Here is a 14,880-nt window from a genome sequence, read left to right as displayed (position 1 = left end):
GCATTATCGGATATCACCGTGGATCAGTTGCTAGCTACCCGGTCTTTGGGAAGCTTGAACGTCCACACCGTTCCGCCCTGGTTGAAATCACGGACCACTTTTGCCACTTCACCACCCCAGAGAGGCACCGCGCCGCCCCAGCCAGTGGAGATGGACACATACTGCTCACCGTCCATTTCCCAGGTCACCGGCGTACCAACCACACCGGTACCGGTATTGAACTTGTAGAGCTCTTCGCCGGTTTTGGCGTCGAATGCCTTCAGGTAACCTTCCGGCGTGCCGGTAAAGACCAGGTTGCCTGCTGTGGCCAGTACACCCCCCCAAAGCGGAGCCGGGTTGTTGTAACGCCAGACTTCCTCACCGGTCTTCGGGTCCACCGCACGCAGCACACCGATGAACTCATCGTTTGCAGGCTTGATGGTGAAACCGGCACCCAGATACGCAGCGCCTTTCTTGTAGGAAACCGGCTCGTTCCAGATATCCATGGACCACTCATTGGAAGGCACGTAGAACAGGCCGGTGTCTTGGCTGTAAGCCATGGGCATCCAGTTCTTGCCGCCCAGGAACGCCGGGAAGGCAACCACTGTTTCACCCTTTTCACCGTCGGCATCGGCGGGGTTACCCGGGCGACCATTCTCGGTATTGTAGATCGGGCTGCCGTCCTCATTCAGGCCTGTAGCCCAGGTGATCTTGTCAACGAACGGGAAACCGCGGATAAAGTCTCCGTTCTCACGGTTCAGCACATAGAAGAAGCCGTTACGATCGGCAGTGGCAGCGGCCTTGACGGTCTTGCCGTTTTCTTCGTAGTCGAAGGAGATTACCTCGTTGACCCCGTCATAATCCCAGCCATCGTTGGGCGTGGTCTGGAAGTGCCACTTGATGCTGCCATCGTCCGGGTCAATGGCGACGCGTGAGGACGAGAACAGGTTGTCCCCGGGGCGCAGGTGTGAGTTCCACGGGGCCGGGTTGCCAGTGCCGAAGAAGATGGTGTCGGTGTCAGGATCGTAGGTGCCGCCCAACCAGGTTGCCGCGCCACCAGTCTTCCACATATCGCCAGGCCAGGTCTTGCCTGCTTCGCCACCGGAAATGCCGTTTTCGATCTCCTTTCCATCCTTGTAAACGTAACCCATGTGGCCCTCTACCGTCGGACGCATCCACAGCAGGTCGCCCGTGTTCGGGTCGCGGGCTTCGACTTTACCAACAATACCGAATTCGCCACCGGAAACACCGGTGATCAGCTTGCCCTTGACGATCAGCGGGGCTGCAGTCATGGAGTAGCCTGCCTGGTAATCAGCAACTTTTTTGATCCATACCGGCTTGCCAGTGTCCTTGTTCAGGGCCACCAGCTTGGCGTCGAGTGTGCCGAAAATCACCTTGTCGTCGTACAGGGCCGCGCCACGATTAACCACGTCACAGCAGGGCATGATGCCATCCGGCAGGCGGGCGTCGTACTGCCAGATTTCCTCGCCGGTGCGCGCATCAATGGCATAGATACGGGAATAGGAGGCCGTCACATACATGACGCCATCCTTTACCAGTGGCTGGGACTCCTGGCCCCGCTGTTTTTCGCCACCAAAGGAGAACGCCCATGCCGGCTGCAGGTACTGGACATTGCCTGTGTTCAGGGCGTCCATTGGGCTGAAACGCTGGCCTTGGACACCCATGCCGTAGCTTACGATGTCATCAACAGTATCCTGGTCGTTCAGGATGTCTTCATCGGTGACCGCGTGGGCCCCCAGGGATACAGCCAGCGCCAGGGCACTGGCGGTAAACTGTTTACCGAACGGATTCGATCTCATGGTTGCGCTCTCCAAAGTCTCTTGTTGTCAGTGTGTGCAGCGAACCGGGAACTCTTCCCGCCTCTAACCTACATTCTTGGCCTGAGCAGCAATCCCAACAATTAATCGCCAGCACAGGTTTTCTCATCACTTGGTAGTAAGACCCCCCATAAAAAAGCCCGCACATGGCGGGCTCAAAAGGCACTATAGGTTTATTCCCCACTCTCTTCGGGGCCGAGAATTTCGTCGTAGTACCCGGGGCGACTGTAGGAAAGCCCATGGTTGGCATAGAGCTCGACCATCTCTCCGGATCGGACCATGCCATCCACAATCGCTCCGATGGCATAGCCGAGTGCCCGGTGTGTGTGGCGCACGGCCAGGCCCACGTCCCACACCTGCTTTGTCATCCCGGGGAAGCCATTCCCCGCCTTGGTGAAACCATTACCTTCATGGGCCTCCAGTTGGTGCTCGATTTCCGCCCGCATACCCATCACGCCGGCAATCTCATCCTGCTCCATAGCCTGGAATGCCTCTCCGACGTTCCTGTAATGATGCACCTGATTCCTCAGCCGCCCACCAAAGGCGGATGTCAGATAGGTGGCAGGAAGCGTGTCGATCTCCACACCGATCGGGTGATACTGAAACACCGCAACCGTTTCAACGCCGTCCAGTCGGCTCTTGTCAAAGGCAATCTGCCAGCGCTCCTGCTGGTAGGGGCCGAAGAAAACCACCTGCTCGTTGATCATTTCACCGGTGGAATCCCTCATGTACTTGAAGGTGCTGTCGTAAGGCACCCGCATCATGATGTCCGCTATGCGGGTTTTCGCCAGATAATGTCCCTTCCAGATATGATTACGCAGATCGTCACCCAGGTTTTCATCCGGGATAATCCAGTAGGGCCGAAACTCCACGCCCAGCCCTTCAGCAATGCGGCGCCCCAGGTCTGCGTCCACCCCTCTGGCCTCGCCATCCGCCTCATAGGAGTATGGCGGGAAGTCTTTATACATGCCGACATTCAGATAGCCTGAGTCCTGCACGATGTCCAGCGTCCGGTCCGGAATCAGGGTGCGGGATTGCTGGGCCTGGGCCTGGCTGGTAACTGCAACAAGCAGTACGAACATCAAGCCGTGAAAAACTGACTTCATAAAATCACCTCCCGGAAAATCCAGCCGCAAAGAATACGGTTCACGCTTCATTCCGGCTGGGGGACCGATTCAATGTAGGTCTTGATGGCCCAGATGGCGGTCTGATCCAGATTGTCCTTGAACGATGGCATGCCTCGCCCGGTGCCGTTCATGACACGACCAATAAAGTATTCGTCGTCCCACTCGGTCAACTCCCTCAGGTCAGGAGTCAGACCTCCGGACATGGCCTCAATGCCGTGGCAGACCGCGCAGTTGCCGGCGTAACCGCTCTTGCCCACCTTGACGGCCTCGGCATGCTTGTCGCCATGCTCATTGCCTTTTCGGAATGGGTTTTCTGTCAGCGCTTCCTTGCCAAGATCGGGTAGATCGCCGGTATCCACTTCCTGGGGAGTAACGTCTCCATGAGACATGGCGAGACCGGCAGTGGCCAGCAAACCCGCAGCCACAAAAGCCTTTAATGAAAAAGAAACTGACATGTTGTTATACCTCTGTATTGAATCCCCGTGCGCTGGCTGTTTGTTGTAAATGCATTGCCAGCTACCTCATTCAAGTCTAGGAACACGCCATAGCGATCAGAATGCCACTTTGGCGCCTTCGTTCTAGTTCCTTGGTAGTAGGCGTGCAGAAGCGGCGCCAAAGCACGAGGCTATGAAGCGGTCGTGAAAAACTGGCCCCGTTTCAACCACCCGCGTGCCTGGCGGGAACTTTTCCCGGTTTTTATCGGATTTTTCCCGATATTTTCATGATTTTTTCCGTCGCCTTCGTGTTCGCTGCGGGCTAATACTCTGACCGTCAACGCGACTCAGACGCGTGAATGACAACAAAAACCAAGGGGAAATGAACATGAAACCAAGACATCACAAGTCGGCCATTGCCAGAGCGGTTAGCCTGGCAGTGATAGTGGGCACTGCCGGAAGCCTTTCCTTGCAGGCCAACGCCAAAGACGTTACCTGGGAGGACATCAAGAACGACGCCGAAACCACCGGAGATGTTCTCGGCTACGGCATCGGGCCCAAGGCACAGCGGTACAGCCCGATGACAACGGTCAATACCGACAACGTTGAGCGCCTGGTGCCCGCCTACTCCTTCTCATTCGGCGACGAGAAACAAAGGGGCCAGGAGTCCCAGGCGCTGGTTCACGACGGCATGATTTACGTCACCGGCTCCTACTCCCGCCTTTTTGCCCTGGATGCCCGAACGGGCAAGAAAGTGTGGGATTACAGCCACCGACTTCCCGAAGGCATACGGCCCTGTTGCGATGTGGTAAACCGCGGCGCTGCCATTTTCGGTGACAAGGTTTTCTTCGGCACCCTGGATGCCGGCATCGTGGCCCTGAACAAGGACACTGGTGAAGTCGTCTGGCGGGAAAAGTTCGCGGACCACCAGGCAGGCTACACCATGACCGGTGCACCGACGCTGATCAAGGATCAGGAGACCGGCAAGGTACTGTTGATTCACGGGTCTTCCGGCGACGAGTTCGGTGTTGTAGGCAAGCTCTTTGCCCGGGACCCGGACACCGGTGAGGAAGTCTGGATGCGACCCTTCGTGGAAGGGCACTATGGCCGCCTCAACGGCGAGAAAAGTACTCCGACCGGCGACCCTGACGCCCCCAGTTGGCCTGACGATCCCGACACCGAAACCGGGAAGGTGGAAGCCTGGAGCCATGGTGGCGGCGCACCCTGGCAGAGTGCCAGCTTTGACATTGAAACTAACACCATCATTATCGGGGCAGGCAATCCCGCTCCCTGGAACACCTGGAAACGCACCTCACCCGGCGGCAACCCCCGGGATTACGACAACCTCTACACCTCCGGCCAGGTCGGCGTTGACCCTTCCACGGGAGAAGTGAAGTGGTTCTATCAGCACACCCCCAACGACGCCTGGGATTTTTCCGGCAATAACGAGCTGGTGCTTTTTGAATACGAGGATGACGGGGAAACCGTCAAGGCCACCGCCCATGCCGACCGCAATGGCTTCTTCTACCTGGTGAACCGGCAAAACGGTGAGTATATCAACGCCTTTCCGTTCGTAGACAACATCACCTGGGCGGAACGTATTGGCGAGGATGGACGCCCGGTAGAAGCAGAGGGCCAGCGCCCACCACCCCTTGAGCCGGGCGAGACCCAGGGCGAAGCCATTGAGGTTTCACCACCCTTCCTGGGCGGCAAAAACTGGAATCCCATGGCCTACAGCCAGGACACCGGTCTGTTCTACATTCCGGGCAACCACTGGAAAGAAGACTACTGGACGGAAGAGGTTACCTATAAAAAAGGAGCCGCCTATCTCGGACAGGGATTCCGGATCAAACGCATGTACGACGATCACGTTGGTATCCTCAGGGCCATGGACCCGCTTACCGGCGAAGTGCAGTGGGAAAACAAGGAAAAGCTGCCACTCTGGGCAGGCGTTCTGGCCACCAAAGGCGGCCTGGTCTTCACCGGCACCGGTGATGGTTATTTCAAGGCGTTTGACGCAAAGACCGGCGAGGAACTCTGGTCGTTCCAGACAGGGTCGGGGATTATTTCATCGCCGATCACCTGGGAAATGGATGGTGAGCAGTACATTGGCGTGGTCTCCGGCTATGGCGGCGCAGTCCCACTCTGGGGCGGCGACATGGCGGAGCTGACCAAGCCGATTTCCCAGGGCGGCTCCTTCTGGGCCTTCAAACTGCCTTCCTGGTCGCAAGCCTCCCGCTAAAACTGCCCGGTATTGGCCCGGTGCCCTGCGCCGGGCCTTTTTCACCATCCTGAAAATGGGTATTTCGAGGGACTCGATGATGAAAACACAACTGCTTATCAGTTTGATGGCCGTAAGCCTGCCACTGGCGGCCGCCGACTATCTTGCGGATGCCGAAGATGCACCAGTTATCAACGGCTGCAGGTTGCAACCCGAAGCTACCTGTCCGGGTGCTGACCTGCGCGGTGCAGACCTGTCGAACATGGATTTGCATTCCGCTAACTTCAAAGGCGCCAATCTTGAGGGGGCCACACTCAATCACAGCAACCTGCGGGGCGCGCAGCTCGACAGTGCCAATCTGGAGAGGGTAACCGGCCTGAGAGTAAACCTCTATCGTGCCTCCATGCGCGGCGCCAATGTTACCGAGGCGGACCTGCGTGGTGCACAGGCAGAATACCTGTTCGCGCAGGGTTCGGATTTTTCGGGGTCGGATCTCAGTGGCGGCAACTTCGGCTTCTCGCGCTTTTCCGGGGCCGTCATGAAAGGGGCGATTCTGGACTATTCAACCTTCGAGATCGCCTGGCTGCCCAAGGCCAATCTCGAGGGTGCAAGTCTCGTAGGTGCCAACCTTCAGGAGGCCAAATTCGGTAATGCCAACCTGGCGGATGCCGATATGCGAGGCACCCGCATTCACTATGCAACCTTTGTGAACACCTTTATGGAAGGCTGCACCGCCTGCCCCTTTGACTGGTGAACTCAGGCCCGAGGGCGCTCCGCTAACTGGCCGTAGCGGACAAGCCCGGCATCAACCGCCAGGTGGATAAGCTCAACGGAAGAGTTCACCTGCAGCTTGCCCTTCAGCATCGCCAGGTGATTGGAGACGGTTTTGCTGCTGACGCAGAGGCGGCTGGCAATGCCCTGGATATCCTCGCCCCGGGCATACATCAGCAGCACCTCCATTTCCCGCTGGGTCATATCCCTGAGCCGGTGATCCACTGGACGTTCCTGGTTCATTGCCACGCGAGTGGCAATCGGATGTTCAATGTAGGGCTCACCAGCAGCCACCCGTTTTACCGCTTCGGCAAGCTCCTCCGGCGCGCAGTTCTTGGACACAAAGCCCATGCCGCCAACTTCCAGCGCCTGTTTCACCATCGGCAGTTCATCATGCATGGTAAAAAACAGAATACCGGCACCACGCCAGCGCTGACGAATCCGCCGCGCCACTTCCAGCCCGGAGATATCCGGCAGCCCCATATCCAGCAACATCAGGTCCGGGCGGTGTTCGGCCCAGGCGGCGATGGCAGCCTGGCCGGTTTCGACCTCGACTATCTCAAGGCCGGGCATCATGCTCCGCAGCAGAGTGGAGATTCCCTGCCTTACCACTCGGTGGTCGTCAACAATGATCAGCTTCATCGGCGCTTCTCCGGGCTTCGGGTTGTCAGCTCAGGGGAATGGTGAGACACACCCTGGTGCCCTGACCTGAACGGCTGAAGAACTCGGCTTTACCGCCCAGGCTGCGGGCTCTTTCGCACATGGACCGGAGCCCGAGGCCAGCTCTGGCCGAGAGGTTGTTGGCTCCAATGCCGTTGTCACGAATCTCGACCTGCAGCACACGGGGCTTCGCAGTCACACCCAATATGGCTTTGGTTGCGGCCGCATGTCTTGAGACATTATTCAGTGCTTCCTGCACAAACCGGTACAGGTGGGTCTGTTTATCACCGGTGAGTTCCGGCAGGTGTTCATCCACCGTGAGTTCACAGGTCAGGCCACTGAGCTGCTGCCACTGATCCACCAGATGATGAATGGCAGACCCCAGTCCAAGCTGCTCCATGACCAGAGGATGCAGGTCCTGCAACAGGTGACGAAAATGCTGCTGCACGGTCTCACAGTGTTCGGCCAGTTCCTTCGCCTGATCCTTCTGGCGCTCATTCAGTTCCGGGTCATAGAGCCAGCCGCGAGCCTGGGCACGAATGCCGGTAATATACTGGCCAAGATCATCATGAAGCACCCGTGCAATGTGTGCCCGCTCACGATCCTGAAGCTCAAGAAGTTCGTTCAGTAATCTGGCAACGGTTTTCTGCTCGGTCTCCAGCGCTTCTGCCATGGCGTTGAACCGGTGCACCAGTTGATCCAGTTCTGTTATTGGCTGCCGTGGCAGGCGCGGAGAGGGCTCCCCTTCACCGATGTCATCCATGGCCTTGCCGATTCGCCGCAGCGGCTCTGTCAGCCGGCGTATGGCCAGAAATAGCGCTGAAAAACACAGCAGCATACCGATGCCGAAAGCCAGCGACACCAGAACAAAGTTTTCCCAGATTTCCTCTACTTCGTCGTACGGGTCAACCTGCCAGCCTCCGATGACCGGAAGTCCACTTGCCTGGTCGGCCCCCAGGGCGCGAATAAACCAGAGAGGGACGTCGCCACCGCCATCGGCAACGCCCTCATCCGACAATGGGCGCAAGTGCCGGAGGCCTGCAATCAGTTCCGGGCCAACCTCTTCCGGCGCTCCAATCATACCCGCCAGCGTCGATATCCCGTCCAGTTCACGGGCCACATCCAGTCTCGCCTGTTTCAGGTAGAAAAAAGCCCCGGCGCCATAAACCAGGGCAAATACTGCCAGCATCAATAACGCCACCCGGCTGTATGCCCTCATGATTGGAATCCCGTTCTGCCTGAAGAAAGTTGCCTCAACTTCATGCTAACGGTGTAAAAATTCCCGGGAATAGTTCTTTAGTACCGGCAGTTTCCTACTTTCTGAATATTTCAGCGCCTTTCCACCTTCTCTAAGCTGGACTCAACAACAAATATGCAGAGAGGGGACGGCAATATGGATCTTAAAGGCAGGCTACTGATTGCTTCAGTCTTCTGTGGCTGGCTGCTGGCGCCGACTTCTGCAGTGGCTCTCGATGTGACCATCGGCTACATTCACTGGGTACCCGACCAGGGCCCGGTGCTATCCAATGTCACTCCGGAACCGGAAGACGCCGGCCTGCGGGGCGCTGAGCTGGGAATCGCCGACAACAACGCCACCGGCAAGTTCCTCGACCAGAACTATGCCCTTGAGTCCGTCATGGCCAGCGATGAAGAGGGCGCCCTGGCCGCCCTCGACGACATGCTGAAGAACGGCATTGATCTGCTTGTGACCCGCGTTCCGGCAGACACACTGCGGGCGATGGCCAAAAAGGCTGACGGTAAAGCGTTACTGTTCAACGCCGGTGCCTCGGACGATAACCTGCGGATCAGCGAATGCCGGCCCAACGTCCTGCACACCATTCCCTCCTACGCCATGCTGACCGACGCCCTTGCCCAGTGGCTGAGCATGCGCCGCTGGAAGGAAGTGTTCCTGATTACCGGCCCCACCGATCAGGACAAGGCCTGGGCAGATGCCTTCCGCCGCGCCAGCAAGCGGTTCGGCCTGGACATCATTGCCGACAAACCCTGGACCTTCGATTCGGACCTGCGCCGCACGGCGTCCAAAGAATTGCCCGCCTTCACCCAGGCCCGTGATTACGATGCCGTGGTGGTCGCTGATGTGCGTGGTGATTTCGGGGAATACGTGCCGTTCAACACCTGGCTGCCGCGCCCGGTGGTAGGCACCCAGGGCATGGGCCCGGAAGCCTGGCACCGGGTGGTGGAAGCCTGGGGTGCGGCGCAGTTGCAGAACCGCTTCCGGGAACTGGCAGGTCGCGAGATGAACAGCGAGGATTATGCCGCCTGGGCCGCCATCCGCTCCATTGGCACCACTGTGACCGGGATCAGTGAAGCAGGCCATTCCAATATTCGCGAGTACCTGTTTTCCGACGATTTCCAGCTCGCCGCCTTCAAGGGCCGCAAGCTGAATTACCGGCCCTGGAACGGGCAGCTTCGCCAGCCAATCCCTCTGGTTCATCCCCGGGGACTGGTTGCGACGCCACCACTGGAAGGCTTCCTGCATCCCGATTCCGAACTGGACACCCTCGGCTATGACAGGCCGGAGAGTGACTGTCGGATCAATTGACGCCACTAAAGAACAAGAAGGAATACCGACCATGAAAAATGCTTACAAGATCGTCACCCTGGCCGCCGCCATTGGCCTCTCCGGCCCGGCGCTGGCAAGCCTGGCCTACGTGTCCAACGAGAAGGACAACACCCTATCCGTGATCGACACGGAAACCAATGAAGTGGTGGATACCATTGACGTGGGCGCCCGGCCCCGGGGGATTCTGCTGTCCAGGGATTACACCAAGCTCTATATCTGCGCCAGTGATGACGACACCGTCCAGGTACTGGACCTGGCCACCCGCAAGATCACTGACACCCTGCCCTCCGGCGAGGATCCCGAGCAGTTTGCGCTGCACCCCAACAATCGCCACCTGTACATCGCCAATGAAGACGATGCCATCGTGACGGTGGTGGATGTGGAAACCAAGGACGTCCTCGCCCAGATTGACGTTGGTGTGGAGCCGGAAGGCATGGCGGTCAGCCCGGACGGCAAGTGGGCGGTAAACACCAGTGAAACCTCCAGCATGCTGCACTGGATCAACACCGAAACTTTCGAAATCGAGAAGAATACCGTGGTAGGTCAGCGCCCGCGTCACGTGGAGTTCACCAAAGACAGCAAGATTGCCTGGGCCTCGGCAGAAATAGGCGGAACCGTACATATCTTCGACGTGGACACCATAGAGGAGATCAAACAGATCGACTTCAGGATCAAGGGCGTGCCCCAGGATCGGGTGCAGCCGGTTGGCATCGAGCTCACCTCGGATGGCAAGTACGCCTTCGTAGCCCTCGGCCCCTCCAACCACGTTGCGGTGGTTGATGCCCAGACCTACGAAGTGCTGGATTATCTGCTGGTAGGCGCCCGTGTCTGGCAGCTGGATCTGGACAAGGATGAGAAGTTTCTCTACACCACCAACGGCGTTTCCAGCGACGTATCGGTCATTGATGTGGAAGAGCTGAAGGTGATCAAATCCATCAAGGTGGGCCGCTTCCCGTGGGGTGTGGTCATTGATCCCACTTCATGACCATTGAAGCCCGCAACCTCAGCTTTCGCTATGGCGACAAGCCGGTGCTCAGGGAGGTCAGCTTCACGCTGACCTCTGGCGGTTTTCATGCCCTGCTGGGCCCGAACGGCGCTGGCAAGTCCACGCTGTTCGGCCTGCTGACCCGGCTGCTCGCGCTGCAACAGGGCGATATCCTGATGGCCGGTCAATCCCTGAAAAAACAGCCGGCCGAGGCCATGCGTAAAATCGGAGTGGTGTTCCAGCAGAATGCTCTGGACCTGGACCTGACCGTACGTCAGAACCTGCTCTATCACGCTGCGCTTCATGGCCTTTCACGCAAAGAGGCACGGGTGCGGGGTGACCGCGAGCTGACACGTTTCCAACTGCTCGAACGGGCCAACGAACCGGTGCGAAAACTCAACGGCGGCCACCGGCGGCGGGTGGAGATCGCCCGCGCCCTGCTCCACGAACCCTCGCTTTTACTGCTGGATGAACCCACGGTGGGGCTGGATGTGGCCAGCCGCCGGGGGCTGAATGATCACGTACGCATGCTCTGTGACTCCGATGGCCTGACCGTACTCTGGGCCACGCACCTGATCGAGGAGGTTCGCCCGGAAGACCGGGTGCTGATCCTCCATGAAGGCAAGCTGCTGGCAGACGGCGCAGGGCATGACATCTGCGAAGCCGAAGGCACACGTGACCTGGCGGAAACCTTCCACACCCTGACAGGAGCCGGTTGATATGAAAGCTGCCCATTACTGGCACTGTTTCGTGGGCATCCAGACCCGCGAATGGCTGCGCTTCTGGCAGCAGCGTACCCGCTTCGCCAGCGCCCTGGTAAGGCCACTGCTGTGGCTGGTGGTGTTTGCCGCCGGCTTCCGGGCGGTGCTGGGCATTTCCATCATTCCGCCCTACCAGACCTACATCACCTACGAGACCTACATCGCCCCCGGGCTGTGCGGGATGATCATCCTGTTCAACAGCATGCAGGGGGCGCTTTCGATGGTGTATGACCGGGAACTGGGCAGTATGCGGGTGCTGCTGATGAGCCCCTTGCCACGGCCATTTCTATTGGTAACGAAGTTGTTAGCAATGGGTGTGGTGTCTGTTGGACAGGTGTACGTGTTCCTGCTTTTGGCACTGTTGGTGGACGTAGAGCCACCGCCCTGGGGCTATCTGGCCGTGCTGCCCGCGCTGGTATTAACCAGTCTGATGCTCGGAGCCCTTGGGCTGCTGATTGCCACCTGGATCAAACAGCTGGAGAATTTTGCCGGAGTAATGAACTTTGTCATTTTCCCCATGTTCTTCATGTCTTCCGCCCTGTACCCCCTGTGGCGCATGAACGAAGCCAGCCCCTGGCTGTACTGGATCTGCCAGTTCAATCCCTTCACCCACGCGGTGGAGGCCATCCGGTTTTCCCTCTACCTGGAGTGGAGCCCGGTGGCCTATGGCATCACCGCCAGTGTGACGGTCGTCCTGGCATTGCTGGCCACAGCCGGGTTCCGGCCTCAGCGGACGAAGATACTGGGGACCAAACCCGCCTGATTGAGAAGTGGTCGGGAAGCGGAGCACTCATCATCACGCCTGCGGCGACCTACCAACCATCCGTTGGGATTCCGTGTTCTTTTAGGTAGTCGCCGTGCCGTTTTAGGTACTCCTTGGTGCGCTCAGTGAAGTCGGAAGGATCGCCTGGTCCCTCTGACGCCTGCATGCGCATCACCTCAATCTCGTTGCCAATCTGATTCATGATCCAGACCACCACGGTGCCTCCGGGGGCCAGGCCTATAACCATGGAATGCCTTGGACCAGAGCGTACATCGACTTGTGTCTTGTAGGGCGCAGGCGCCCGCATGCGTTCCTGAAGGTCAGGAGGTACTTCAATCAGCTTGGTGTAGTATTCCTGTTCGGCAAAAGAGAACCAATGCAGAAAGATAAGCTCGGGGAAAGGCTCAACACCCGCGCCCTTGCCAGATGGACCACGTTCGCCCCTCCAGCAACACCCTACTGAGCCAATGGGCTGGCGCCAACTGCGCTCGCCAGTCTTTTCCAGGAACATTTCCTCAACCCACACCTCGTAGTGCTTGGGCGCGGCGATTCTGATGCTCCAGGGCACGTCCTCCTTAGGCGATGAAGCGCAGCCGCTGGCCAGGGCGGCAACAAAAATCATACCTATGACTAAAACCTTCTTAATCATTATTCGCCCTTCATCTGTGGATAAACTAGACGTTCCCCGGAGGGTACCGGCGCGTGAGGATATATGCCCTCAAATTTGGATGGATCACCAGCTAAAAGAGTCTCGATACCGTTGTAGTGCGCTGAATAATGGATATAGCGTTGGAGCAACAGTTCCTGATGTTCCCTGACAAGGGAAGGCGAATCAGAGCCCTGGCCAATCTGCCCCAGGATTTGTTGTAGCACAGGCTCCAGCTCATCCGGCACCGATACTGTTTCCTCGGTGGGATCAATTTTACCTAAAGGCACTTGCTGCTCCACTGCCAACCGATGCATCAACCTCAAGGGCACCCGCGAGTAATCACCCCTAACCTGTCGCAGCATTCGCAACACCAACTCTATGCGGCCATCCGGTGCAGGATGCTCATGAGACCGGGTGACTATCTCCAGGCTGGCAGGCCCTTCAGAACCCAGGTCATTCGGCCGCGCCTGCAACTGATCCGACTGCTGCACCGGCAGGTTATAGGGCCCCACCCAACCTTCGGACACCACCTGTTGCCGCTGGACTTCCAGGTTGTCCCACTGTGAAGTTCTCTCTGGCCAGCGCATCCGGTTTCGAGGTATCTGCAGCATCGGGCTCAATAGCACCTCTTCCCTCTGGCTGTCGCCATAACCACCGCCAATATCAGAGTGAGCGCCCGGTAGCGTAATCTCCCTGAAGTTGGCCGGAAGGCTTCCGTCCCGGTTTCTGATGCTGTTCAGGGCAAAATTCTTACGGTGTTCGTGGGCTGCAGTCAGGTGCACGGCCTGGCCTACCTTGCCTGGATCCAGATACAGCTTCACCGGATGGTTGCGGTCGTTGTGGGCTAAAAGGTCACCTGCTAGCGGATTAACGATGGCTGCCACGGAATCGAACACCCCGACAAATCGGATCTCGACATGCTCTGGCCATAGGATGCCGTTCTCCAACAAGATCTTCGCAAGTAGGCCACTCTTCCCCAAATTGATTTCGTGCGCGGCATGGCGGGCCGCCGCCGCGCCCCGGCTGAAACCAAACAAGTCCAGGGTCAGCCGATCAATCGCTCTGCCCTGCAAGTCCTCCCGTAATCGTAAGGCCAGTTGCGCAAAAGCGTGCTTTACCTGTTGGATGACACCGGCCTCACCCATGCCTGTGGCCGCCCCGTACAGCACATCACTATCACCTGTTTTGGTACCTGCCCCAGGGGCATATGCGGTGCGGCGGTAGGTAATGATGCCGTCGGACTCAAGTTCATTTTCCGGATACAGGTCCCACAACTTCGCCACATTGCTGACCGCATTGGCATAACTCCCGCCCATCAACATCGATAGTCGCCACTCGCACTCCTCCCGACTAATCTCATCGTTTTCATAGGGAATCAGACAATCCCGTTCAAGTTGCTCTGCAAAAGACCGTGCATTGGCAGCATTGTTCATGGTGCCGTCGGTAAACACGCCAACCTCCAGATGCACTCTGGGGAAAGGGGCGGCCTGGGTCTCTTCGGTTGCGGACGCTGCTGCGGCATTCAGCGGTGCCGAGGCCCCCAGTGGCAAGGTCAAACGGTGATACTCCGCCCCGCCTTGCGCCTCCCGTTCTGATTGCCGCCACTGCCGATAGTTCGCCGAAAAAAGGCCTACTCCCAGCCCACCGACGCCCTGGGGTCGATACTGGCGAAGTTGTTCCTGAGTGACCCCGCAATCGTTCAGTTCTGCCACCGCCTTTTTAATTCCATAGAGGGAACTCATCCCGCTACCACTTACCCGCCAGCGGGCTCCAGCAAGCAGGCTGCCGTCCGGCTGCCAGGTCACCAGGGGGGACAGGGGCCTGTCCGAGCCCGTATGGACAAGCATCAACCTGCATTCGCTGACTGCCTGGTAGACCGCTTCCGCAAGTTCGTGGCTGTCGCGGGTGCTGGCCCCAAGCGCCGAGGCCAGGTGTGAGGGAACATGGCCATCGTTTTGAACAAGACGCCTGGCCATACTGGCGGCAATAAAGGGGGATTCAATACGGGGAAGGTGGTAGGCCTTCAGGTCCCATACCAGGACCAGGTCCATAAAGCCCATCGTCAGCACTCCTTGTTGACGGTAAAAGACAGGCTGGCCATGTTAGCC

The 14,880-nt window shown here is 58.3% G+C and carries 13 protein-coding genes; 6 read left to right on the top strand and 7 right to left on the bottom strand.

Going from position 1 to position 14,880, the window contains the following annotated elements:
• Positions 1-23 precede the first annotated feature (23 nt).
• The 3 genes from QPM17_RS08965 to pedF form a co-directional block, all read right to left on the bottom strand.
• Positions 24-1,799 carry a PQQ-dependent methanol/ethanol family dehydrogenase gene (locus tag QPM17_RS08965; protein WP_285390308.1) on the bottom strand — a complete coding sequence of 592 codons (1,776 nt, stop codon included), beginning with the start codon at positions 1,797-1,799 and terminating at the stop codon, positions 24-26.
• Positions 1,800-1,990: 191 nt separating this feature from the next.
• Positions 1,991-2,923, bottom strand: a complete 933-nt coding sequence (locus tag QPM17_RS08960; protein WP_285390307.1) for a substrate-binding periplasmic protein — start codon at positions 2,921-2,923, stop codon at positions 1,991-1,993.
• A gap of 47 nt (positions 2,924-2,970) precedes the next feature.
• Entirely contained in the window at positions 2,971-3,399 is a 429-nt protein-coding gene (gene pedF / locus QPM17_RS08955; protein WP_285390306.1) for a cytochrome c-550 PedF, read from the bottom strand.
• 361 nt (positions 3,400-3,760) lie between these two features.
• Between pedF and QPM17_RS08950 the strand changes: the two genes are divergently transcribed.
• Both QPM17_RS08950 and QPM17_RS08945 read left to right on the top strand, forming a co-directional pair.
• Positions 3,761-5,620 (top strand): methanol/ethanol family PQQ-dependent dehydrogenase, encoded by a 1,860-nt coding sequence (locus tag QPM17_RS08950; RefSeq protein ID WP_422732741.1) that lies wholly within the window; start codon positions 3,761-3,763, stop codon positions 5,618-5,620.
• A 79-nt stretch (positions 5,621-5,699) separates the two neighbouring features.
• Entirely contained in the window at positions 5,700-6,353 is a 654-nt protein-coding gene (locus tag QPM17_RS08945; protein WP_285390369.1) for a pentapeptide repeat-containing protein, read from the top strand.
• A 2-nt stretch (positions 6,354-6,355) separates the two neighbouring features.
• Here QPM17_RS08945 and QPM17_RS08940 read toward each other — a convergent pair whose 3' ends face one another.
• The gene (locus QPM17_RS08940; protein ID WP_285390304.1) at positions 6,356-7,012 is read right to left on the bottom strand and encodes a response regulator transcription factor; all 657 of its coding nucleotides are present in this window, start codon (positions 7,010-7,012) and stop codon (positions 6,356-6,358) included.
• A gap of 25 nt (positions 7,013-7,037) precedes the next feature.
• Complete coding sequence (locus QPM17_RS08935; RefSeq protein ID WP_285390303.1) at positions 7,038-8,249, bottom strand: sensor histidine kinase; 1,212 nt, start codon at positions 8,247-8,249, stop codon at positions 7,038-7,040.
• 174 nt (positions 8,250-8,423) lie between these two features.
• Between QPM17_RS08935 and QPM17_RS08930 the strand changes: the two genes are divergently transcribed.
• From QPM17_RS08930 to QPM17_RS08915, 4 genes are read left to right on the top strand one after another with little or no spacing between them, the layout of a single operon-like run.
• Entirely contained in the window at positions 8,424-9,593 is a 1,170-nt protein-coding gene (locus QPM17_RS08930) for an ABC transporter substrate-binding protein (RefSeq protein ID WP_285390302.1), read from the top strand.
• A 31-nt stretch (positions 9,594-9,624) separates the two neighbouring features.
• The gene (locus QPM17_RS08925) at positions 9,625-10,599 is read left to right on the top strand and encodes a YVTN family beta-propeller repeat protein (RefSeq protein WP_285390301.1); all 975 of its coding nucleotides are present in this window, start codon (positions 9,625-9,627) and stop codon (positions 10,597-10,599) included.
• A complete protein-coding gene (locus tag QPM17_RS08920; protein WP_285390300.1) occupies positions 10,596-11,318 on the top strand; it encodes an ABC transporter ATP-binding protein in 723 nt (240 codons plus the stop codon). The genes QPM17_RS08925 and QPM17_RS08920 overlap by 4 nt, the downstream gene beginning before the upstream one ends.
• Position 11,319: 1 nt before the next feature.
• Entirely contained in the window at positions 11,320-12,123 is an 804-nt protein-coding gene (locus QPM17_RS08915; RefSeq protein WP_285390299.1) for an ABC transporter permease, read from the top strand.
• 49 nt (positions 12,124-12,172) lie between these two features.
• Here the strand turns inward: QPM17_RS08915 and QPM17_RS08910 are convergent, their stop codons facing one another.
• Together QPM17_RS08910 and QPM17_RS08905 are read right to left on the bottom strand one after the other, a co-directional pair.
• Positions 12,173-12,772, bottom strand: a complete 600-nt coding sequence (locus QPM17_RS08910; protein WP_285390298.1) for a DUF2931 family protein — start codon at positions 12,770-12,772, stop codon at positions 12,173-12,175.
• Entirely contained in the window at positions 12,772-14,832 is a 2,061-nt protein-coding gene (locus QPM17_RS08905) for a phospholipase effector Tle1 domain-containing protein (protein ID WP_285390297.1), read from the bottom strand. Before QPM17_RS08905 ends, QPM17_RS08910 begins: the two co-directional genes overlap by 1 nt.
• Positions 14,833-14,880 lie beyond the last annotated feature (48 nt).

The organism is Marinobacter azerbaijanicus, from assembly GCF_030250645.1.
Taxonomy (GTDB): Bacteria; Pseudomonadota; Gammaproteobacteria; order Pseudomonadales; family Oleiphilaceae; genus Marinobacter; species Marinobacter azerbaijanicus.
The sequence above is the reverse complement of the archived record's forward strand: the minus strand, read 5'-3'. Positions and strand labels throughout refer to the sequence as shown.

Bases quoted from the DNA above. Each gene is read 5' to 3' on its own strand.
- QPM17_RS08965 (WP_285390308.1), bottom strand. From the start codon at position 1,799: ATGAGATCGAATCCGTTCGGTAAACAGTTTACCGCCAGTGCCCTGGCG.
- QPM17_RS08960 (WP_285390307.1), bottom strand. From the start codon at position 2,923: ATGAAGTCAGTTTTTCACGGCTTGATGTTCGTACTGCTTGTTGCAGTT.
- pedF (WP_285390306.1), bottom strand. From the start codon at position 3,399: ATGTCAGTTTCTTTTTCATTAAAGGCTTTTGTGGCTGCGGGTTTGCTG.
- QPM17_RS08950 (WP_422732741.1), top strand. From the start codon at position 3,761: ATGAACATGAAACCAAGACATCACAAGTCGGCCATTGCCAGAGCGGTT.
- QPM17_RS08945 (WP_285390369.1), top strand. From the start codon at position 5,700: ATGAAAACACAACTGCTTATCAGTTTGATGGCCGTAAGCCTGCCACTG.
- QPM17_RS08940 (WP_285390304.1), bottom strand. From the start codon at position 7,012: ATGAAGCTGATCATTGTTGACGACCACCGAGTGGTAAGGCAGGGAATC.
- QPM17_RS08935 (WP_285390303.1), bottom strand. From the start codon at position 8,249: ATGAGGGCATACAGCCGGGTGGCGTTATTGATGCTGGCAGTATTTGCC.
- QPM17_RS08930 (WP_285390302.1), top strand. From the start codon at position 8,424: ATGGATCTTAAAGGCAGGCTACTGATTGCTTCAGTCTTCTGTGGCTGG.
- QPM17_RS08925 (WP_285390301.1), top strand. From the start codon at position 9,625: ATGAAAAATGCTTACAAGATCGTCACCCTGGCCGCCGCCATTGGCCTC.
- QPM17_RS08920 (WP_285390300.1), top strand. From the start codon at position 10,596: ATGACCATTGAAGCCCGCAACCTCAGCTTTCGCTATGGCGACAAGCCG.
- QPM17_RS08915 (WP_285390299.1), top strand. From the start codon at position 11,320: ATGAAAGCTGCCCATTACTGGCACTGTTTCGTGGGCATCCAGACCCGC.
- QPM17_RS08910 (WP_285390298.1), bottom strand. From the start codon at position 12,772: ATGATTAAGAAGGTTTTAGTCATAGGTATGATTTTTGTTGCCGCCCTG.
- QPM17_RS08905 (WP_285390297.1), bottom strand. From the start codon at position 14,832: ATGGGCTTTATGGACCTGGTCCTGGTATGGGACCTGAAGGCCTACCAC.